Source organism: Bradyrhizobium sp. S69 (genome assembly GCF_009766005.1).
Taxonomy (GTDB): domain Bacteria; phylum Pseudomonadota; class Alphaproteobacteria; order Rhizobiales; family Xanthobacteraceae; genus Bradyrhizobium.
Map to the genome: position 1 here is coordinate 395409 of NZ_LMUK01000041.1, position 17700 is coordinate 413108.

Genomic DNA, 17700 nt, shown 5'->3' on the forward strand with positions numbered 1-17700 from the left:
CCATCCCATGAGCCTGTTCAACTCTCCCTTCGATCCCACGCGTGAGGCGGCTTTGGTGACCGGCGCGGGCAACGGCATCGGCCGTGCGATCGCACAGGCGCTGGTCGGCGAGGGCGTGCGAACCCTGTTCGCCGATCTGCGCGAGGATACCGTGAGGGCGTCGGTCGCAGCCTCGCCCCGGCCGGAGCTGGCGGTGCCCTGGGTCGGCGATCTCGCCACGCGCGAAGCCTGCGATCGGCTGCTGGCCGATGCGAGGGCCGCGCTGGGCCAGGTGACCCATTTCGTGCACAGCGCGTCGCCGCCGCGACGTGAGGCCGATCACGCCTTCGCGGTCAGCCAGGACACCTGGCGGCAGATGCACGCCGTCAATCTCGACGCGGGCTTTCATCTGTCGCGCGAACTCGCGCGTCAGTTGATCGCGGCAAAGCAGCCCGGTTCGTTCCTGCTGCTGACGTCGCTGCACGCCGGCACACCGCGCAATCTGCCGCATTACTCGACGTCGAAGGCAGCTCTCGCGATGCTGGTCAGGGAACTCGCCAAGACCGTCGGCCGCCATGGCATCCGAGTCAACGCGCTGGTGCCCGGCGCCATCGCCGCCGGAGGCTTTGTCGCCGATCCCTCGCTGGCAAAACATATTCCGTTGGGCCGTCTCGGCCGCAGCGAAGACCTCGCGCCGATCGCGTTGGCCGTGCTGTCGAACCGGATATCGGCCTACGTCACCGGCGCCGCGATCGTGGTCGATGGCGGGCTGTCGCTGACCAACTGGTTCGAGCCGCCGGAGTTGGGGGATATTTGATGCGTGTGACAGCGTACCCCGCGCCGGCACCAAATGGTCATGCTCTCGGCACATTGCGGCCCGCGCGCGCTGCCAAAGCCTTTGCAGGTGCATAGCCTATGCAGAGGGACAACGATTTGGCTTACAGGATGATCGCAGAACGCGAGGGTGAGACGGTGAAGGTCGAACGCGAGAGCCCGCTCATCATGGTCGCCAAGGCGCGGATCTGGGCCAGCGAAGGCTGGCAGGTCGTCATTACCGACGCGGACGGCAAATCATACGCGGCCGACGAATTTGAGGGCCTGTTGGCGGCCTGATGGCCGATGCGGCGCGGCGGTCGCGCCGCGGCTGACGCATCATTTCATTTCCAGCGCTATCGCACCGGCATCGGCGGTCGCACGACCACCGCGTCGGCATCGACGTCCGCCTGATCGACGATCTGCGCCCGCGACTGGTACGGCGGGGCGGCAGCGGGTTGCGGCAGCGGCCGGTAAGTAGCTTGCGGCGGTGTAGCCGGCGCGGGCGGTCGTGACGAGGCGAGGGCTGCCGCGGCCATCGCGGGCGAAAATGCCGGTCTCGGCCTTTGTGCCGATGTGGGCTGCGGCTGCGGCGCCAGTGCGGATAGCTTCCTGGTCGCGTTTGCCTTGGCCGTCTGTTGCGCCATCTGCCGGGATAGCTGTTCCTGGCCGGCCTTGAGCTGCTCGATGCTGGCTTTGAGGGCCTCGATCTGCTGGCCCATCGCCGCAATATCCGGCGCACTGGCTGGCGTCGGCGGTACTGCGGCGACGGCCGGGGCGGCGCCTTGCGCGGGCTGCGCCGCAGGCGCTGATGGCGCGGGTGCCTGATCTGACGCGGACGCCTGCGCGGATCCTGGCGTGTCAGGTGAACTCGGTTGCTCGGCGATCTCGGGCTTTGCCGCGGCCTGCGAGGGCGACGGCGCCAGCACGAACGGCGTCCAGTTCGCGATCATCGTTTTGGCCGTATCGCCGTAATGCTCCCAGGCGGTGGCCGCGCCCGCGGCGCCGATCGCGAACACGAAGCCGAGAATCGCGCGGGCCATCCGGCCCCGCGGCGGCTTGCCCAGCAGATGGATGTCGCCGGGCACCTCGATCTCCGGCGCCCGGATGTCGCCGGCGGCGGGAGCGGCGGTGCTGGCCGTGGCGCGGAACGTGGTATCGACCGTGGGTACCGACACGGCAGCAGCGGCCACGTCAGGAGTCATTTCGGCCCGTGGAGGCGCGGGGTGGCTGATCGGGTCGACCGCCGGCGCGTCAGGCGTTTGATCCGCGCGCGCGGCCAGAACGACATCGGGCTCGATCACGAAGATATCGTGCGGATCGGTTTCTGTCGGTGTCAGCGTGGATTGCATTGGCGTTCCCTTGGTCAGTCCAATGTCACCCGCATCAGGGCGTCCGGCGGATTTTCGTGCCCTCGACGATCCTCGGCCCATCCCCACACGCCAGTCAGGTTTGACCAAAGCAAGGCAACGGGATGGAGAGGTTATGACCAGTTGTGGCGAGAGGTTGGAACCGAGTGCACCTCAGCGGGCATAACCCTGTCCGATCTGCCGGTCCTACACGCTTGCGAAGCTATCCACGTGGCGGCGCGCTTCGTGGAATTCAAGCACACGTTTCGCCGTCCGGCTTTCAAGCCGTTCGAAATTCCGCCGCGCCTGTTCAAGGTCCGTCTTGGACATCCTGCGGTCCGCCACCGTCATCAGCAACAGCTCCTTGACCGTCGTCCAGGAGCAGCCGGCGACCTTTGCGATCACCTGCACGACGCCGGGATTCTCGTTGAGCACCGCCCGCTCAGCCATCGCGATTGGACAGCCGGCGAGAGCCGACAGGGCGGTCACGGTCTGTTCAAAATTTTGCGCGCGAGCGGCGGTATGAACACTGGCCTCGCCGAGTTCCGCCCAATCCTTGAGCCGCCTGATCTTGGCCTTGGCCCTGGCGTGATCCCGGGACTTGTTGCGGACCTCCAGGTTGATGTCGTCAATCACCTCTGTAATGACGCCCTGCACGGCATCGGCATATTTTGAATTTGCCGCGACGATCTTGCTGCACACGGAGGCCGACGCGGTCTCGATCAGCTTCAAGAAATGATGTCGGGGGATGTCACGCCGCGTTCCGACATGCAGTGCAAGCTGGGCATCATCGCCGGCACGGGCGACCAGTTCGAGAAAACTGTCGTCCGAAATCCGGGCGCCGGCATTTTTCGCGACCGCATGGACAACCTTGGGCTCACCGCGCTCGATCAGGATTCCGGTGACGACTTCGCTGATCTTCTGGCGTTGCGCGATGGCGTAGAGATGGCCCTGGCTCTGGGTGCCCGCGGTTGCCACCAGATCGGACTCGTCAATGGCGCTCGACTGGCTGAGCACGGGCGCTGCTACCGCTACGGCGTCGTCGAAGGCAAATACCCGAACCAGCGCCGCCGGCGCATTGGGGTTGGTTGCGACATGGTGCGCAAGCTTGACCCGGGTTTTCAACTCGATCACCGCAACCAGGATCTTGAATACCTCGCCGAACAGCTCGGTCTGTTGCCGCGTATAACGGCTGGAGCCGGCGACGAACAAATCGGTGATGCGCGTCAGCGCCCTTAATTGTCGTTTCGTCAGTCCGGATACCGTGGAATCCTGGATGTCGTTGATCAGAGAATAGAACATTGTCATGGGCAATAACTCGTCAGGCATTTTCGCGAAGCGAGGTGGAAGACTAGGAATGCGATGATGATTTGCTAGCGGTTACCCGTGAAAATAGCGCGCTCCAGTTGCTTCATAGATAATTCAAATTGTCGGTAACCTTCGACGCTGGATCAGCTATGCCAGGGGGATGCGTGGATGCCGGTGCACAAATTCGGCCTGCGAAACGTCGGATCGCAATATTCGATGTAGTCGACGTTGATGGTGCCGAACGTGGTCTTGGGCTTCTTGAGGGCCGAGCGCGCCTGGATCTGAATGAACTCGTTCTTGAAATCATGGCGCGGAAAGGCCGTGATGACCTGCTCGCGCTGCTCTCGCGTGTAGTCGTCAAATCCGGCGCCGCCGACGTCCATCCGTACGCCTGCCCGGGTAAGGGCGATCTCGGGCCGCATATATTCGGCGATACCGGGCGTGGAATGCAGCGCGATGGCTTCCCAAACCAGGTCCGCCCCAGGCTCGGGGATGCCATGCCCCCTCAGGAATTCGCGCGCGGCGTCGGCGCCATCGACTTCGAAACGCTTGGTTTCGGTATGGTAGGCATCGGCAAGGCCGAGGTCATGAAACAGCGCGGCGACATAGAGCAGTTCGGAGTCGAATTTGAGATTGTCACGGATGCCTTTGATGGCGCCGAACACGTAAACGCGGACGGAGTGGTTGAACAACATCTCGGTTTCGTGCTGTCGCACCAATTCGGCGGCTTCGCGCGCGATTTGGCTGTCGGGTATCTTGATGCCGGAAATCACGTCTGCCATGGCTGAACTCCTGTGCTCTGATCGGTGGATGTTGCCGGACCCGCAGAGCCTGGCAATGGCGAAATTGCCACGATTTCGGCCATCCCTGACGGGGCGGTTGCGTCGGACGTGAAGCGGAGATATCGCTCGCAGGTCTCGTTTGTTTGCCAGGATTGGATGCCCGATGACGTTGTCGCTGCCCAAACACAAGATCCGCGTCCTGCTGCTGGAGGGCGTCAACGATTCGGCCGTGAGGTTGTTCGAGGCCAACGGCTATAGCGAGCTCGAGCGTCTGACCAAGGCGCTGGGCCCAAAGGAGCTCAAGCAGGCGCTGTCGGGCGTTCACATGCTCGGGATCCGCTCGCGGACCCAGTTGACGGCCGAGGTGTTGGAGGCGGCCGACCGGCTGCTCGTGGTCGGCTGCTTTTCGGTTGGCACCAACCAGGTCGACCTCGACGCCGCGCGAAAACTCGGGATTCCGGTTTTCAACGCACCCTATTCCAACACCCGCAGCGTGGCTGAGCTGACCATCGCCGAGGTGGTGATGCTGTTTCGCCGGATTTTTCCGCGTTCGGTCTCGGCTCACGCCGGCGGCTGGGACAAGTCTGCCGAGGGCAGCCGCGAGGCGCGCGGCAAGACGCTGGGCATTGTCGGTTACGGCAACATCGGCTCGCAACTGTCGAACCTCGCCGAAGCCATGGGCATGCGCGTGATCTATTTCGACCAGACCGATAAACTGCGTCACGGCAATACCGAGCCGGTCGAGACGCTGGACGAATTGCTCGCGACCAGCGACGTCGTCTCGCTGCACGTGCCGGAGACGCCGACCACCGCCAACATGATCGGCGAGGCGCAGCTTCGGTCGATGAAGCCCGGCGCCTTCCTGATCAACAATTCGCGCGGCACCGTGGTCGATCTCGATGCGCTGGCTGGCGCGTTGCGCGAGGGGCGGCTGGCCGGCGCTGCGGTCGATGTGTTTCCAATCGAGCCGGCGTCGAACGCGGACCGTTTTGTTTCGCCGTTGCAAGGCCTGCGCAACGTCATCCTGACGCCGCATGTCGGCGGCTCCACGGAGGAAGCCCAGGACCGCATCGGCGGCGAAGTGGCGCGCAAGTTGATCGACTATTCCGATGTCGGCTCGACCTTCGGCGCGGTCAATTTCCCGCAGGTGCAACTGCCGGTCCGGCCGATCGGCACCCGCTTTATCCACGTCCACCGCAACGTTCCCGGTGTGCTGCGCCAGGTCAACGATGCGGTCTCGCGCCATGACATCAACATCCTGGCGCAATATCTGCAGACCGATCCGGAAGTCGGTTACGTCGTGCTCGAGACCGATGTCGTCGGCGGCGAGGGCGAGGAATTGCTGGCCGACCTGAAGGCGGTCGCCGGCACCATCCGCGTCAGGGTGCTGTACGACCAGGGACAGCCGCAGGGACGGTGAGGCGCGCGGTGAGGGCGGCTTCAGCAATTGTGGCGGCGGGCTAGCGCGCAATCTTCCTGATGCGACATGTCGGCCAGCTTGTTCACGAACAAATAGCCTGTCACGAGCGCCACCGCGAGGATGACCAGGAACACCGCCAGCCCGCGATCGGAAACCGGCCGCGGGTTCTCGCCATCGTTGCGATGGGGCGGTTCATCGGATGGCTCAGAGCGACCGCCTGGATGTTCTGACAATGCCGGTTGTTCCCTTAATCCATGTTACACGCCGAACACCGTCATTGCGAGCGATAGCGAAGCAATCCACGAAACAAGGAAGATCTGGATTGCTTCGTCGCAAGCGCTCCTCGCAATGACGTTGAGAACCTGTAGCCCGCATGAGCTCTTGCGATATGCGGGTACGCGGCGAAGACCCGGATATCGCAAGAGCTCATCCGGGCTACAATCACGAGCATAACTCCGCGTTCTCGCGACAGCATTCGCCCGAGGTTTGCAAATTCGTTCGCCCCTAAAATAAAGAGGGCGCAGGGAAGACCGGGTGCGCGCTGCACCCGCGGTCTCATGTGCCAAGGTAGATAAAAAAACGCACATGAGCATACAGGTTCAGCGGAAGCAGTCCGGCCTTCCCTGCGCAATGGTTTACGGCTTATATCGTGCTCTCCCCGGCGAGACCTGGCTTGCTTGTCACCGTCATTCCCAAGAAGCGAGCTTCTTAGGAATTTGACACCAGCCATTGGGGCGTCAGGACCACACGACTTTGCCGTCCGCGTCACGCGCCGTTCGTCAAAAGCGCATCCGCGTCCACCGCTCCCCGCCCCAACGTCAGTGACGATGGCCAACGCCCCCTCTCTCGGGACGGGATGGCGAAGAATAAGCAGGTGAGTTGGGTCAAAAACAAAGAGAAATATTTTTCGTTGGAGGGATGGACACGATTTGCCGCCAGCGAGTGAGTTGCCCGTCGGGCAAATCAGTCTCAGGGCTGTCAAGATTTATTTGATGGCTCGACGCATCTTCTTCCCTTCTGCCACAAGGGGAGAAGGGAAAGCCGCCTTCGCGCCGCTCTCGGCACCACCCACCCGAGCAATAGAAAATTCTATGCGTGACGTTGCCAGATGATAAAACCTTAAGTAGAATCTGGCTTATAACGTACGGGGGGCTTCCATGAAAAAATCGCTATCGGTTGCCGTGCTGCTGCTGGTGTCGGCGATGATGTTCGCGGCGCTGCCGTGGCCTGCCGCGCGGATAAAGGCCCAGACACCTGCGCCAACGCCAACTCCAGCCCCCTATGTGCCGCAGGCGCAATTGTGCGCCAATGGAAGCAATACGCTGTGTTCGGTGCTGGCCGCCTATATCGGACCGAATCCGCGGTTGCAGAAGGGATTCGGTTACAACGGACTGTACGGCGCACCGCCGACGCAGCCGTCGGCGGATGTGCAAACGCCGTTCGACAACATGGCCTGGCAGATGTTCGTGGCGCTCAATTGGGCGGCAAGCGCGGTGAGCAAGCCTGTGGCCACCGGCCTGACGCAGCCTGGCCCGCGGGTCTGGCAAACCTATCGCAAGGTCAGCGAGCTGTTCGGCAATTCGAAGGTCAGGGCGCCTTGCGCCAGCATGCTGGCGTTGCCGGTTTTCGCGATCGGCTCCGACGGCAAGGGCAAGCCGTTGCCGAACAACGAGGAATATCTGCAGGCATCGACCAACCGGCCGCTGATCGATGTCAACGGCAACTGGACGATTTTCGAACGGCGCGTCAACGATGTCGAGGCGAACTATCTGCTGGCGCCCAACGGGCAATCGTCGCAGACGCTCACGACCATGTCCGGCCAGAAACACTTCATCGCCGCCAATCATCCCGACGGCGTGCAGTTCACCTCGTCGGCGACGGTTCCCGACGGAGCCAATGGCTCGATCGAGATCAAGGCGGCCTGGCGCATCATCGATCGCACGTCGGGTGACGATCCCTCACGCTTCTTCACGCAGCTTGTGTTCATCGCCGTGTCCGGCGATCTCGTGCGCGGCGGCCGCCCGTTTTGCCGGATCGAGCGGGTAGGGCTGGTGGGCCTGCACATCCTGCAGCGCAATCCGGTCGATCCCAAGAACCCCGAATTGCTGCCGCAATGGATCTGGGCCAGTTTCGAGCACGTCGACAACGCGCCGCTGGCGCAGGCGCCTTGCAACGTCCAGAACGGCTGCGGCGCGGCGAACCCGACGAAATGGATCAACCAGCCGAGCTGCGGCCCGGCCGCCGCGGTGCCGTCGACGCATTATTCGTTCTACCATCAGAACCCGCGGCCGACGCTGGGAACCAATATCGTGCCGTTGCAGCTGCTGGGCACCCACACGCAGTATCCGTGGAACAGGCAACAGCCCTACGCCCATGGTGCGACGAGCCTCGCAACCGCGATGCCGCAGGCGACACGTTGCTGGGAGATCTATCCCACGACGCAGCAGCTCAATGGGCAATGGCAGAAGGCACTCGGCGCGGTGTCCAGCGTATTCCAGAATTACATGTTGGTCGGAACGCAATGGGGCGGGACGGTCGAGCCGCCGACGCCGCCAAATCCGGTGCCGGCCGATGCGGTGCCCGGCATGCTCTCCAACGTCACGCTGGAGACCTACATCCAGAACAACAATGGCAAGGGTAACGCCCCGGGATCCTGCGTCAGTTGCCACAGCGTCGCGAAATTGCCGTTCGATAAAAAGACGTCCGCGAATTTCAGCTTCCTGCCGGGCCTCGCAGACCCGCTCAAGGCGCGCAGCCAGATCCAGACGGCGGAGTGAGTCGGGGGCGTCATCCTGCGACTTTCCAAATGACTGAAAATGATTCTCGTCATGGCCGGGCTTGACCCGGCCATCCACGTCTTTTCATACTTGATTGCAACGAAGACGTGGATGCCCGGCACAAGGCCGGGCATGACGGGCTAGAGCGAAAGCACCCGATTTCATTGGCCGCATTGTGAGGCAGACTCTCAGGATGACGACTGAGTTGGTGTAAAGGATGACTTGGCAGGCGGTGCCCGGATTTCGCTGCGCTTGATCCGCCTGACGCACGACGCATGACCGATATCCGGATTTGCCTCGCGGCCCGTTCGCCCTTGCCATCATGAATGCCCAGCGAATATTGTCGGCGCGAAATTGATCGACGTAACGCGTAGGATGCGGTGACATGAAGCTATCCGGCAAGGTCGCCGTCATTACCGGTGCGGCGCGCGGCATCGGCAAGGCGTGCGCGGAACGGTTTCTCAGCGACGGCGTCAAGGTCGTGATTTCAGACGTCGATGGCGAGGCGCTTGCCGGCACGGCTAAGGAACTGGGACGGCCCGATGATCTGCTGATGGTCGTGGCCGACGTGGCAAAACGCACCGACATCGATGCGCTGGTCGCCACCGCCGTCAAGGCGTTCGGCAGGCTCGACATCATGGTCAACAATGCCGGCGTCGCCCGCAACCGGGATTTTCTGGAGATATCCGAGCAGGAGTTCGACGACGTCATCGCGATCAACCTGAAGGGCGCTTTCTTCGGCGTGCAAGCCGCGGCGAAGCAGATGATCGCGCAAGGCGGCGGCGGGGTCATCATCAACATGTCCTCGGTCAACGCGCTGTTGGCGATTCCGACCCTGGCGACTTATGCGATCTCCAAGGGCGGCATGAAGCAACTCACTTCGGTGGCCGCGGTGGCGCTGGCGCCGCATCGCATCCGGGTCGTCGCGGTGGGACCCGGAACCATCCTGACCGACATGGTGTCCAGCGCGATCTTCTCGTCCGAGGATGCGCGCCGCAGCGTATTGTCGCGAACGCCGATCGGGCGCGGCGGCGAACCGGGCGAAGTCGCCTCCGTCGTCGCCTTCCTCGCCAGCGACGATGCGTCCTATATCACCGGACAGACCATCTATCCGGACGGCGGCCGGCTGGTGCTGAATTACACGGTGCCGGTGAACGAGCCGGCAGGACGGTGATCGCCTGCGTTCACGCCCATTTCTGACGTCATCCTGAGGTGCGCGCACTTGCGCGCCTCGAAGGATGGTGTTCAGCGTTGTGCGTGCGGCCATCCTTCGAGGCTCGCCAAGAGGCTCGCACCTCACGGGTGAACGCAATTGCGTTCATCCCGGGGATGACGGCGCGCTTCAGCGTTGCGCCTCCATTAGCGCGATCGCCATGATCTCGATTTCCTGATCACCCGCGCCGACGATATCTCCGACGGCTTTGCCCATCAGAGACTTCGCCACGGGAGAGACGAACGAAATCGACCCGGCCTTCGGATCGGCCTCGTCCTCACCGACGATACGATAGGTCTGCACGCGGCCATCGCCGCGTTGGAAGGTCACGATGCTGCCAAAGGCCACCACATCGATCGACGCGGGATCGGCGACGATCTGGGCGGTGCGAACCCTTGCCGCGAAGTAGCGGGCCTCGCGCAGCGGATTTGCGGCTTGGCGCCTTCGTTCGTTGACGTCCTCGATGGTGTTCGCGGCCTCGTACGCTTCGCGCGCCTGTTGCAGCTGGAACTCGAGCGCCTTCAATCCGGCGTCCGTCACGAGGTTCGGATGCGGTGAAATCGGGCGATCGGGCAGCAGCGTCTCCGACGCGGTCTCCGCACTGTCTTCCTTGGTGAAGGCGACACTCAATCTCGAACTCCGAAATCCATCAAATTAGCGCGACGCAATCGTTGTATCATCCGACGGCGACGGCGTCGAACCGGCGTTTCGGATGGACCAGCAGTTCGGCGCTTTCGACGATGCGCATTTCCTCGGTGCCGGCAAGGGCGGTGCGTTCCAGCACCGCGAAGATCGCGGAAGCGGCATGACCGAGCGCTTCCGGCGTGTCGGCCCCGCCGATGCGCGCGGACACCAACAGCGAGGCAAAGAGATCGCCAGTCCCGGACGGGTTGATCGGCAGTTTTGGCGTGCGCACGCGCCAGGCCTTCACCCCGTTATTGGTCTGTTCGATCGCAATCGTTTCGATCGCGTTGTCCGGCGTGTCCGCCAGTTCGGCCGAGGTGACCACGATGGGCGAGGGACCCCGCGCCAGCAGCGTTTGCGCTTGCGCGATCATCTGATCCAATGTCGTGGTCTTGGCGCCGCACAACCATTCGAACTCGAAATGATTGGGCGTGATGATGTCGGCCAGCGGGCACAGGAGGTCGCGCACCAGCGGCGGGATATCGGCGTGCACGAACAGGCCGCGATCGCGATCGCCCAGCACGGGATCGCAACAATAAGCGAGTTTTGGGTTGCGCGCCTTGGCGCGCGCGACGAAGTCGGCGACCACGGCGGCGATCTCGGCCGAGCCGAGATAGCCCGACAGGATCATGCTGGAGGTCTCGACCGCGCCGCGCTCCTCGACCCCGAGCAGGAGATCGCTGACCAGTTGCGCCTCGAGCACCCGGCCGCGAATGGTCGGATAGCCCGGGCGATTACTCAAGAGCGTGGTCGGCACCGCGACGACGTCGATGCCGTGCATCTGCATCGGAAAGGTCGCGGCGCTGTTGCCGACATGGCCGTAAGCCACCTGCGACTGAATCGAGATCACGCTCATGGGCTAAGCCGGATCATCCGAACAGCGCGACATAGATCACGTAGAGCCAGCCCAGGATGCCGTGGATGATCGCCCACAGGATCGAGTGGTTGTTGGCATAGGAGATCGCGATGGCGAGCGCCGATCCGAATCCGACGCCATATTTCGCGCTCTCGACCCGCACGCCGTAGGTTCGATTTCCGTTCATGGTGATCCCCGAGTTGAAGGCCCGAGCCTACCCCGTGAGGAGGCCCGTCGGGAAGAGCGTAGCCCGGATGAGCTTTAGCGATATCCGGGTCGGCGCCTGAGTGGTCCCGGATATCGCAAACGCTCATCCGGGCTACTTGCTACATTCATGCGGACTTCATTGATCTCGGTCCCGCGATGGTGACCCCCGTCAACCGCTCCGATGCTTCCCACAGTTGGAAGCCGACGCCGGCATCCAGGGCCTGCTTCTCGATTTTTCCGGGACCGGGTACGCCCTTCAACTCCAGCCAGCCTTGTGGGCCGAAATATTGGCCGCCTTTTACACCTGGCATCGTCGCCGCCATCAGGGTCGGCAAGGCTCCGGCAGCGGCCGAGTGTCCGAGTATTCGCTCCGCGATGGGAATGGCGGTCCGGATCACGACGTTGGCCCCGACCGAAGGCCCGTTGGCCACCAAATCGGTGCGCGCGATCCCCGGATGCGACGCGACGCTGATCAGGCCCCAGCCGTTCGCGGTGCTGCGCCGATCCAGTTCGATCGCGAACATCAGCATCGCGAGCTTGGACTGCTGATAGACCGGAAACGGCTTGTATCCCTGCTTGTAATTGAGGTCGTCGAGCCGAATCTTGCCGGCCCGGTGCGCGATGCTGGACAGTTGCACGACGCGCGCTTTCGCAGCGGTCAGAAGCGGCAACAATCTGCCCGTCAGCGCAAAGTGCGACAAATAGTTGGTCCCGAACTGCGTCTCAAACCCGTCGGCGGTGGTGCCGCGCTCGCGCAGCGCCATGACGCCGGCGTTGTTGACGAGGATGTCGATCGGGCGGCCCGCGGCGAGCATGCGGTCGGCAAAATTCGTGGTGGATGCGAGGCTGGCGAGGTCGGCGACTTCGAACCGCACCTTGGCGTTTTTGTGCTGTTGACGGATCGTCTCCTCGGCGGTGCGCCCCTTGGCCGGGTTGCGTCCGGACAGGATCACCTCGGCGCCGGCGCCGGCCAGGCCCAAGGCTGTTTCCAATCCGAGGCCGCCGGTGGCGCCGGTGACGACGGCCAATTTGCCTGACTGATCGGGAATGTCGCGGGTGGTCCAGCTCGCCATGTTTGCTATCCTTTCGTGGAAAAATGCGTCCTGAGACTTGCGATATGTTGCACCCGGTGCATACATGCAAGGAGTGCAAATGAAAGAATTATCCAGTCCGGTCGGCATGCGCGAACGCAAGCGCGCGGAGACCCATGCCCGGATTCAAGCCGAAGCCATGCGGCTGTTCCTGGAACGCGGCTTCGACGCGGTGACGCTCGACGACATCGCAGCCGCCGTCGACGTTTCGCGGCGCAGCCTGTTCCACTATTTCGAATCCAAGGAGGAGATCGTCTTCTCCACCAAGGCCGAGTTTCCGCGGCTGGTCGCGGAGGCCCTCGGCCGGCGTCCGGCGGACGAGCCGCTGATGGACATGGCCGAGAACGCCATGATCGAGATGGCCACGCTTCATATTCCGGCACAGGCGCGCAACTACGCGCGGCTGATCCGCGATACGCCGGCGCTCAGGGCCGGAGATCAGGCCAAGTACGAATATGTCGAGCGGCTGTCGGCCAAGGTGATGGCGGAACGCAAAGGCCTCCCGGAAAACGACCTCGCCTGCCGGGTGACCGCGGCGACCGCGGTCGGCATCATCAAGCTGGCGATTGAGGCCTGGTTGACCAAGGGCGGCCCAAAGCTTGACGTCTTCATCAAGGACGCCTTTGCGGCGTTGAGGAACGTCGCGGTGGTGGATCATAGACGATCATCGGCGAAGAAGACGAAATGAGGGGGGCGGTCGCTCATCGCACTTCAACAGCGACGGGCTATTTGCTATTCCGCAAAGCGCAACGTCATCCCCGGGATGAACGCAATTGCGTTCACCCGTGAGGTGCGCGCACTTTCGTGCGCGCCTCGAAGGATGGTGTTCAGCGCAGTGCGTGCGGCCATCCTTCGAGGCTCGCAAGAGCTCGCACCTCAGGATGACGGCTGTAAGGATGACGTCGTCGGGCGGCCTAACCGCCGCCATCGGCGGCGAGGCGCAAAAACTGCCGCTTCATCGCGTCGACCCTGGAGACATAGGCGCTGACGAGATGATCGCCGCAGCGTTCGCCCGATATCATCTGGAAGTGACGGCGCGCGTAACGGGTGGCCGGTCCCGCGCCGCACAGATGGATGAAGGCCGCCAGATCCTGCTTCTGCTGCGGGGTTGGCTTGGCATCGCCCGCGACGTTGAGAACCGCCGCCACATGGCGGTCGAGATACACCGATGCCAACTCGACGGCATGGCTCGGAAGCGCGCGAATGTAGGGGCCGAACCCGCAGCCGCTATCGGTGACCGCGTTGTCGCGGATGCAGAACCGCGCGGCCTCGGCGTAGGCCGGATCGGTGGTCTGGAACAGGCCGACGGCGCTGGAGGCGGGCTGGTAGATCGCGAACGGGTTAAAACTCCACCGCCATCGCCAGTAGGTGCGATCCACCGGATTGCCTGAGCTCTCGATCTGCGCCAGCGCGGCCAACAGTTCGGGTGGGATCGACGGGGTCGAATAAATACGAAACAGCGCCCCGTATTGCCGCCACGTCTCGGCTGGTTCCTTGTCGAGCCGATGGCCGACGAAGAAGAACAGTTCGGTCGGCTTGTGGATCACGTGATAGATCAGGTTGGTCAGTGCGAAGGTTGCCAGCAGGATCGCTGTGGCGCCTGTGATCCGAAGCGAGCGGGGTACGGTCGCAAGCCTCTCGCGCGCCCATTGTGCGCCCTGGCGCCAGCGGCGTAGGCGAGGGTGGGGGCGGCGGCTTTTTGCGGGCATGCTTCTCGCGGAATGCGTGGGGCACAATAACGGAACCTGAGCGCCGTTAATCATCTTTCGGTGCGGCTTCCTGGGTTAACACATTGGTTAGTCTCTTGCGGGCATTTTCGCATCTCCATTAATCAGGGAGACACCATGTCCGACGTCACCATTCCCGGCGGTAAAATTCGCGCGTTCGTCGAACGGATCGAAAATATCGACAGCGAGATCCAGCAGTTGAACGAGCAAAAGAAGGAAGTGTTCGCGGAGGCCAAGGGCGACGGATTTGACGTCAAGATCCTCAAAGAGATCGTCAAACTTCGAAAGCAGGATGAGGAAGAGCGCGACGAGCGCGAGAGCATGCTCGATCTCTACATGCGCGCCATGGAACAGGCCACTCCGGCAGAAAAAACCGCCAAAGCTGCTTGATGAAGCAGGGCCGCGTGATGAAGGAGGGCGGGTTTGCCAGCGCTGACCCGCCCTCTCGTCCGTCCTAGCGGCGGGGGCGTAGCCCGGATGAGCCAACGGGTCGCGCGAAGGCGCGCCCGGCGACAGGCTCCGCGATATCCGGGACCACCCAACGCCGCCCCCGGATATCGCTGCGCTCATCCGGGCCACTAACTAAACCCATTCCCGGCGGTCTCGCTCGACACCGTCTTGACAAAGGCTCCGGTTTTTAAAATAATCACCGTTATGCCAAAAAGAGTCGATATCGAAATGCAACAGCGCTCGATTGCCAGTGCTGCCATCAGCGTCATTCACGGAGCGGGGCTGGAAGGGACCAGGCTGCGCGACGTCGCGCGTGCCGCGCATGTCACGACCGGGGCCGTTACCCATTATTTCGACGGCAAGGAAGCCGTTTTGGAGGCTGCGCTCGAAGAGGTCGTGCGCCGAACGTTGCAGCGACTGGGCCGTGGTCGGCACAAGCCTCCGAAAGATGTCGAGACCTTTGTCGCGCAGGCATGTGCCCATCTCCCGGTCGATGAAGCGAGCCAGATGGAATGGCGCGTCTGGCTGGCGTTCTGGGGAAAGGCCATTGCCGATGATCGGCTTCGCGCGATCCATCGTCGCTACTACGAAGCCTTTGTCGAGCACGTGGCGCATGTGCTGCGGGCGCTCAAGCCGAACACATCGTCGCGCGAGGCGCTGCTGACCGCGGATGCGGTGATCGCAACCCTGGACGGCGTCGGCGTTCGCGCGATTCTGGAGCCGGAACATTGGCCTTCGAAGCGCCAGCGGCAGACGGCAACAGCGCTGCTGGTACCGCTCTTGAGGGAATTTGAAGGCGCAAAGAAAGTTTGACCTGACGATGAGCGGAGGAGGTGGTGCCGATGCCCCAGCGTAGCGTGAAAACGGATGATACTCTCGATGATTTCGACACGCGCGAGATCATGCTCGACGGCATCACAAAAAAGGTGCTGATCGCGGGCACAGGTCCGGCCGTCATCGTCATGGCCGAAATGCCCGGCATCAGTCCGCAGGTGGCGCGTTTTGCCAGATGGGTGCGCGAGGCCGGATTTACGGTCTACCTGCCGTCTCTGTTTGGACGCGACGGCGCGCTGCCGACCGCGGAGGAGGGCGCGGCCATATTCCAACGCGCGTGTGTCAGCGCCGAGTTCCGTGCACTCGCCGCCAATGTCTCGAGCCCAGTGACGCAGTGGCTGCGCTGTCTTGCGAAACTGGCGCATCACGAATGCGGCGGCCCGGGGGTAGGCGCCATCGGCATGTGTTTTACAGGCAATTTCGCGCTGACGATGATGCTTGAGCCATCCGTGCTGGCGCCGGTGCTTTCACAGCCGTCGCTTCCGCTCAATGACCCCGCCGGCATCGAAATTTCGCCCGAGGAGATTCAGGCGGTCCGAGCGCGGCTCGATCATGAGAACCTGACGGTCCTGGCCTACCGCTTTGAAGGCGATCCATTCTGTCGCGCCCAGAGATTCGCCGCTTACGCCGAGAAGCTCGGCAGCCGCTTTATCGGTCGCGTCCTGCCCGACAGCGCCGCCAATCCAGATGCTCCGCCGTTCTTCGCAAAACATGTGCCGAGCCCACACAGCGTTGTAACCGTGCATCTCGTTGACGAAGCCGGAGAGCCGACGATTAAAGCCCGTGACGAGATTTTGTCGTTCTTTGCCTACCGGCTTTCGGGTGGAGCCGTTCCTGCGGGGATGTGATTTTGAGCGGGGGCAGCCCGTAGGATGGGTTGAGCCCTTCGCGAAACCCATCACATGAGGAGCCGGAATTGATGGGTATCGCTTCGCTCCACCCATCTTACGGGCTGCGCTCTTGATGGTTGCATTTCCATCGCATGCATGTCATGCGCTCGATGTGCAGAAACGATGATGCTTGGATTTCCAACGATGTCATACATGTCGGCGAGCAGGAGATTGTCAGGTAGCCTCTCGGTCGTTTGCATGGCCCTCATCATTGGCGCAGCTCATGGCCAGGCGGAGCTGCCGTCAGCGCGACGGGCGAAGGTGCAGGCTTCCGCCGTTCCAAAGGCAACGCGTGCCAGCACCGCCCCCGCAACTGCCGCCTCGCCAGCTGCTGGTGTCGCGCCCGGCAATATCAGACAAGCGATAGCACAAATGCTCGAGCCCACTCTCGGCTATCGAACCTACCTGGACGGAGAAGCGCCCAAGCTGCTCGAACCGCAATTCGCGGGCCCCGTTCAAGGGAGGACGTTTCTGTTTCGATCGCCCGTGACATACTATTGCGTGTCGGCCAAACTCGACATTTTTCCATTTCCCACGCAACGGGTCGCGATGCTGACCCTCGAGTCCGATCCGAATGGAAAGTCGGTCGTTAAAAGCACGATCGGCCTGAACAATGTTCCATACGGCTGCATGAGAGTGCGGTATGAACCCTTTCCCGAACTGGCCGCCTTGCGGCAGAAGCGACGGCAGGGACTTGGCAAGCCGGATTGATTTCTGCGAACAGGTAAATCGTCGTCTATCTGCCAACGGAGGGTGCCGAGGGTCGTTTTTCAAAACGCAAGATTGGCGTCGGCCAATCCGCCTACGAGTTCGTCGGGCCAGGATTGTTAATTGCCGCCATCGATCGCGAGGCGCAGAGCAGCGTAGGGCGGATCAGCGGAGCGTAATCCGCCATCTTCGCTGAGTTGGAAAACGGCGGGTTACGCTGCGCTAATCCGCCCTACGAGCTCCACGTCCGGCCAGCAGGCTCGCGATGGAGATATCTTCGTCGATGGCCTCCCAATGCAGGCCGACGCGGCTCAACTCGACTTGCTCGCGCTCGGAAGACGTCGCGTGTAGCAGCCGCGGAAACCATGCCAGCGGCACGCCGAGCGTCCGTCCGTCGGACAACTCGACCCACATCGCGTGTTCGTCAAATCGAACGCTGGTCGCAGAAGTGGTCATGCCAAGCCTTCAACAGAATCCGCGGGATGGTTGGAGCTCTTTGCAACCCATCATATAAAAAAAGCGGAATAGATGGGTATTGCTAAGAAATTCGGTCAATCTTACTGACCTAATAAAAAAATTCGGAGGCACTTGATATGGTAATGGCAAGGAGTA

20 protein-coding genes are annotated in these 17700 nt (G+C 62.5%); 10 read left to right on the forward strand and 10 right to left on the reverse strand.

What is annotated here, in order from left to right:
* Nucleotides 1–7: 7 nt before the first annotated feature.
* Both GSQ88_RS19370 and GSQ88_RS19375 read left to right on the forward strand, forming a co-directional pair.
* A complete protein-coding gene (locus tag GSQ88_RS19370) occupies nucleotides 8–796 on the forward strand; it encodes an SDR family NAD(P)-dependent oxidoreductase (RefSeq protein ID WP_174248058.1) in 789 nt (262 codons plus the stop codon).
* 155 nt (nucleotides 797–951) lie between these two features.
* Nucleotides 952–1092 (forward strand): hypothetical protein, encoded by a 141-nt coding sequence (locus GSQ88_RS19375; RefSeq protein ID WP_246784876.1) that lies wholly within the window; start codon nucleotides 952–954, stop codon nucleotides 1090–1092.
* A 56-nt stretch (nucleotides 1093–1148) separates the two neighbouring features.
* Here GSQ88_RS19375 and GSQ88_RS19380 read toward each other — a convergent pair whose 3' ends face one another.
* The 3 genes from GSQ88_RS19380 to GSQ88_RS19390 all read right to left on the reverse strand — a co-directional run bounded on the left by GSQ88_RS19380 (nucleotide 1149) and on the right by GSQ88_RS19390 (nucleotide 4231).
* Nucleotides 1149–2144, reverse strand: a complete 996-nt coding sequence (locus GSQ88_RS19380; RefSeq protein ID WP_159009317.1) for a hypothetical protein — start codon at nucleotides 2142–2144, stop codon at nucleotides 1149–1151.
* A gap of 204 nt (nucleotides 2145–2348) precedes the next feature.
* Nucleotides 2349–3449: a DUF2336 domain-containing protein gene (locus GSQ88_RS19385; RefSeq protein ID WP_159009318.1), complete on the reverse strand. Its 1101-nt coding sequence runs from the start codon at nucleotides 3447–3449 to the stop codon at nucleotides 2349–2351.
* Between the two features lie 143 nt (nucleotides 3450–3592).
* The gene (locus GSQ88_RS19390) at nucleotides 3593–4231 is read right to left on the reverse strand and encodes an HD domain-containing protein (RefSeq protein WP_159009319.1); all 639 of its coding nucleotides are present in this window, start codon (nucleotides 4229–4231) and stop codon (nucleotides 3593–3595) included.
* Between the two features lie 163 nt (nucleotides 4232–4394).
* On the opposite strand from GSQ88_RS19390, the gene serA reads away from it, so the two are divergent.
* Nucleotides 4395–5651, forward strand: a complete 1257-nt coding sequence (gene serA / locus GSQ88_RS19395; RefSeq protein WP_159009320.1) for a phosphoglycerate dehydrogenase — start codon at nucleotides 4395–4397, stop codon at nucleotides 5649–5651.
* A gap of 20 nt (nucleotides 5652–5671) precedes the next feature.
* Here the strand turns inward: serA and GSQ88_RS19400 are convergent, their stop codons facing one another.
* Entirely contained in the window at nucleotides 5672–5884 is a 213-nt protein-coding gene (locus GSQ88_RS19400; RefSeq protein ID WP_159009321.1) for a hypothetical protein, read from the reverse strand.
* A 924-nt stretch (nucleotides 5885–6808) separates the two neighbouring features.
* Here GSQ88_RS19400 and GSQ88_RS19405 point away from each other — a divergent pair.
* Both GSQ88_RS19405 and GSQ88_RS19410 read left to right on the forward strand, forming a co-directional pair.
* Nucleotides 6809–8428 (forward strand): hypothetical protein, encoded by a 1620-nt coding sequence (locus tag GSQ88_RS19405; protein WP_159009322.1) that lies wholly within the window; start codon nucleotides 6809–6811, stop codon nucleotides 8426–8428.
* A 385-nt stretch (nucleotides 8429–8813) separates the two neighbouring features.
* Nucleotides 8814–9602 carry an SDR family NAD(P)-dependent oxidoreductase gene (locus GSQ88_RS19410; protein ID WP_159009323.1) on the forward strand — a complete coding sequence of 263 codons (789 nt, stop codon included), beginning with the start codon at nucleotides 8814–8816 and terminating at the stop codon, nucleotides 9600–9602.
* 168 nt (nucleotides 9603–9770) lie between these two features.
* Here the strand turns inward: GSQ88_RS19410 and greA are convergent, their stop codons facing one another.
* The 4 genes from greA to GSQ88_RS19425 all read right to left on the reverse strand — a co-directional run bounded on the left by greA (nucleotide 9771) and on the right by GSQ88_RS19425 (nucleotide 12461).
* Nucleotides 9771–10271 carry a transcription elongation factor GreA gene (gene greA / locus GSQ88_RS19415; protein ID WP_159009324.1) on the reverse strand — a complete coding sequence of 167 codons (501 nt, stop codon included), beginning with the start codon at nucleotides 10269–10271 and terminating at the stop codon, nucleotides 9771–9773.
* Nucleotides 10272–10317: 46 nt separating this feature from the next.
* A complete protein-coding gene (gene pdxY, locus GSQ88_RS19420; RefSeq protein ID WP_159009325.1) occupies nucleotides 10318–11181 on the reverse strand; it encodes a pyridoxal kinase PdxY in 864 nt (287 codons plus the stop codon).
* 13 nt (nucleotides 11182–11194) lie between these two features.
* A complete protein-coding gene (locus tag GSQ88_RS35035) occupies nucleotides 11195–11368 on the reverse strand; it encodes a hypothetical protein (protein WP_174248059.1) in 174 nt (57 codons plus the stop codon).
* A 145-nt stretch (nucleotides 11369–11513) separates the two neighbouring features.
* Nucleotides 11514–12461, reverse strand: coding sequence for an SDR family oxidoreductase (locus GSQ88_RS19425; protein ID WP_159009326.1), 948 nt, complete (start codon nucleotides 12459–12461; stop codon nucleotides 11514–11516).
* Between the two features lie 79 nt (nucleotides 12462–12540).
* Here GSQ88_RS19425 and GSQ88_RS19430 point away from each other — a divergent pair, with 79 nt between their 5' ends.
* Nucleotides 12541–13167 (forward strand): TetR/AcrR family transcriptional regulator, encoded by a 627-nt coding sequence (locus GSQ88_RS19430; protein ID WP_210253853.1) that lies wholly within the window; start codon nucleotides 12541–12543, stop codon nucleotides 13165–13167.
* 226 nt (nucleotides 13168–13393) lie between these two features.
* Here GSQ88_RS19430 and GSQ88_RS19435 read toward each other — a convergent pair whose 3' ends face one another.
* Complete coding sequence (locus GSQ88_RS19435) at nucleotides 13394–14188, reverse strand: lysozyme family protein (RefSeq protein ID WP_159009327.1); 795 nt, start codon at nucleotides 14186–14188, stop codon at nucleotides 13394–13396.
* 135 nt (nucleotides 14189–14323) lie between these two features.
* Here GSQ88_RS19435 and GSQ88_RS19440 point away from each other — a divergent pair, with 135 nt between their 5' ends.
* The 4 genes from GSQ88_RS19440 (at nucleotide 14324) to GSQ88_RS19455 (ending at nucleotide 17091) form a co-directional block, all read left to right on the forward strand.
* Nucleotides 14324–14596 (forward strand): DUF2312 domain-containing protein, encoded by a 273-nt coding sequence (locus tag GSQ88_RS19440; protein WP_159009328.1) that lies wholly within the window; start codon nucleotides 14324–14326, stop codon nucleotides 14594–14596.
* A gap of 288 nt (nucleotides 14597–14884) precedes the next feature.
* Nucleotides 14885–15469 (forward strand): TetR/AcrR family transcriptional regulator, encoded by a 585-nt coding sequence (locus GSQ88_RS19445; RefSeq protein WP_210253854.1) that lies wholly within the window; start codon nucleotides 14885–14887, stop codon nucleotides 15467–15469.
* Nucleotides 15470–15498: 29 nt separating this feature from the next.
* Complete coding sequence (locus tag GSQ88_RS19450) at nucleotides 15499–16338, forward strand: dienelactone hydrolase family protein (RefSeq protein ID WP_159009330.1); 840 nt, start codon at nucleotides 15499–15501, stop codon at nucleotides 16336–16338.
* 240 nt (nucleotides 16339–16578) lie between these two features.
* Complete coding sequence (locus GSQ88_RS19455) at nucleotides 16579–17091, forward strand: hypothetical protein (protein ID WP_159009331.1); 513 nt, start codon at nucleotides 16579–16581, stop codon at nucleotides 17089–17091.
* Nucleotides 17092–17310: 219 nt separating this feature from the next.
* On the opposite strand, the gene GSQ88_RS19460 is transcribed toward GSQ88_RS19455, so the two are convergent.
* Complete coding sequence (locus GSQ88_RS19460; protein ID WP_159009332.1) at nucleotides 17311–17544, reverse strand: DUF2442 domain-containing protein; 234 nt, start codon at nucleotides 17542–17544, stop codon at nucleotides 17311–17313.
* Nucleotides 17545–17700: the final 156 nt, after the last annotated feature.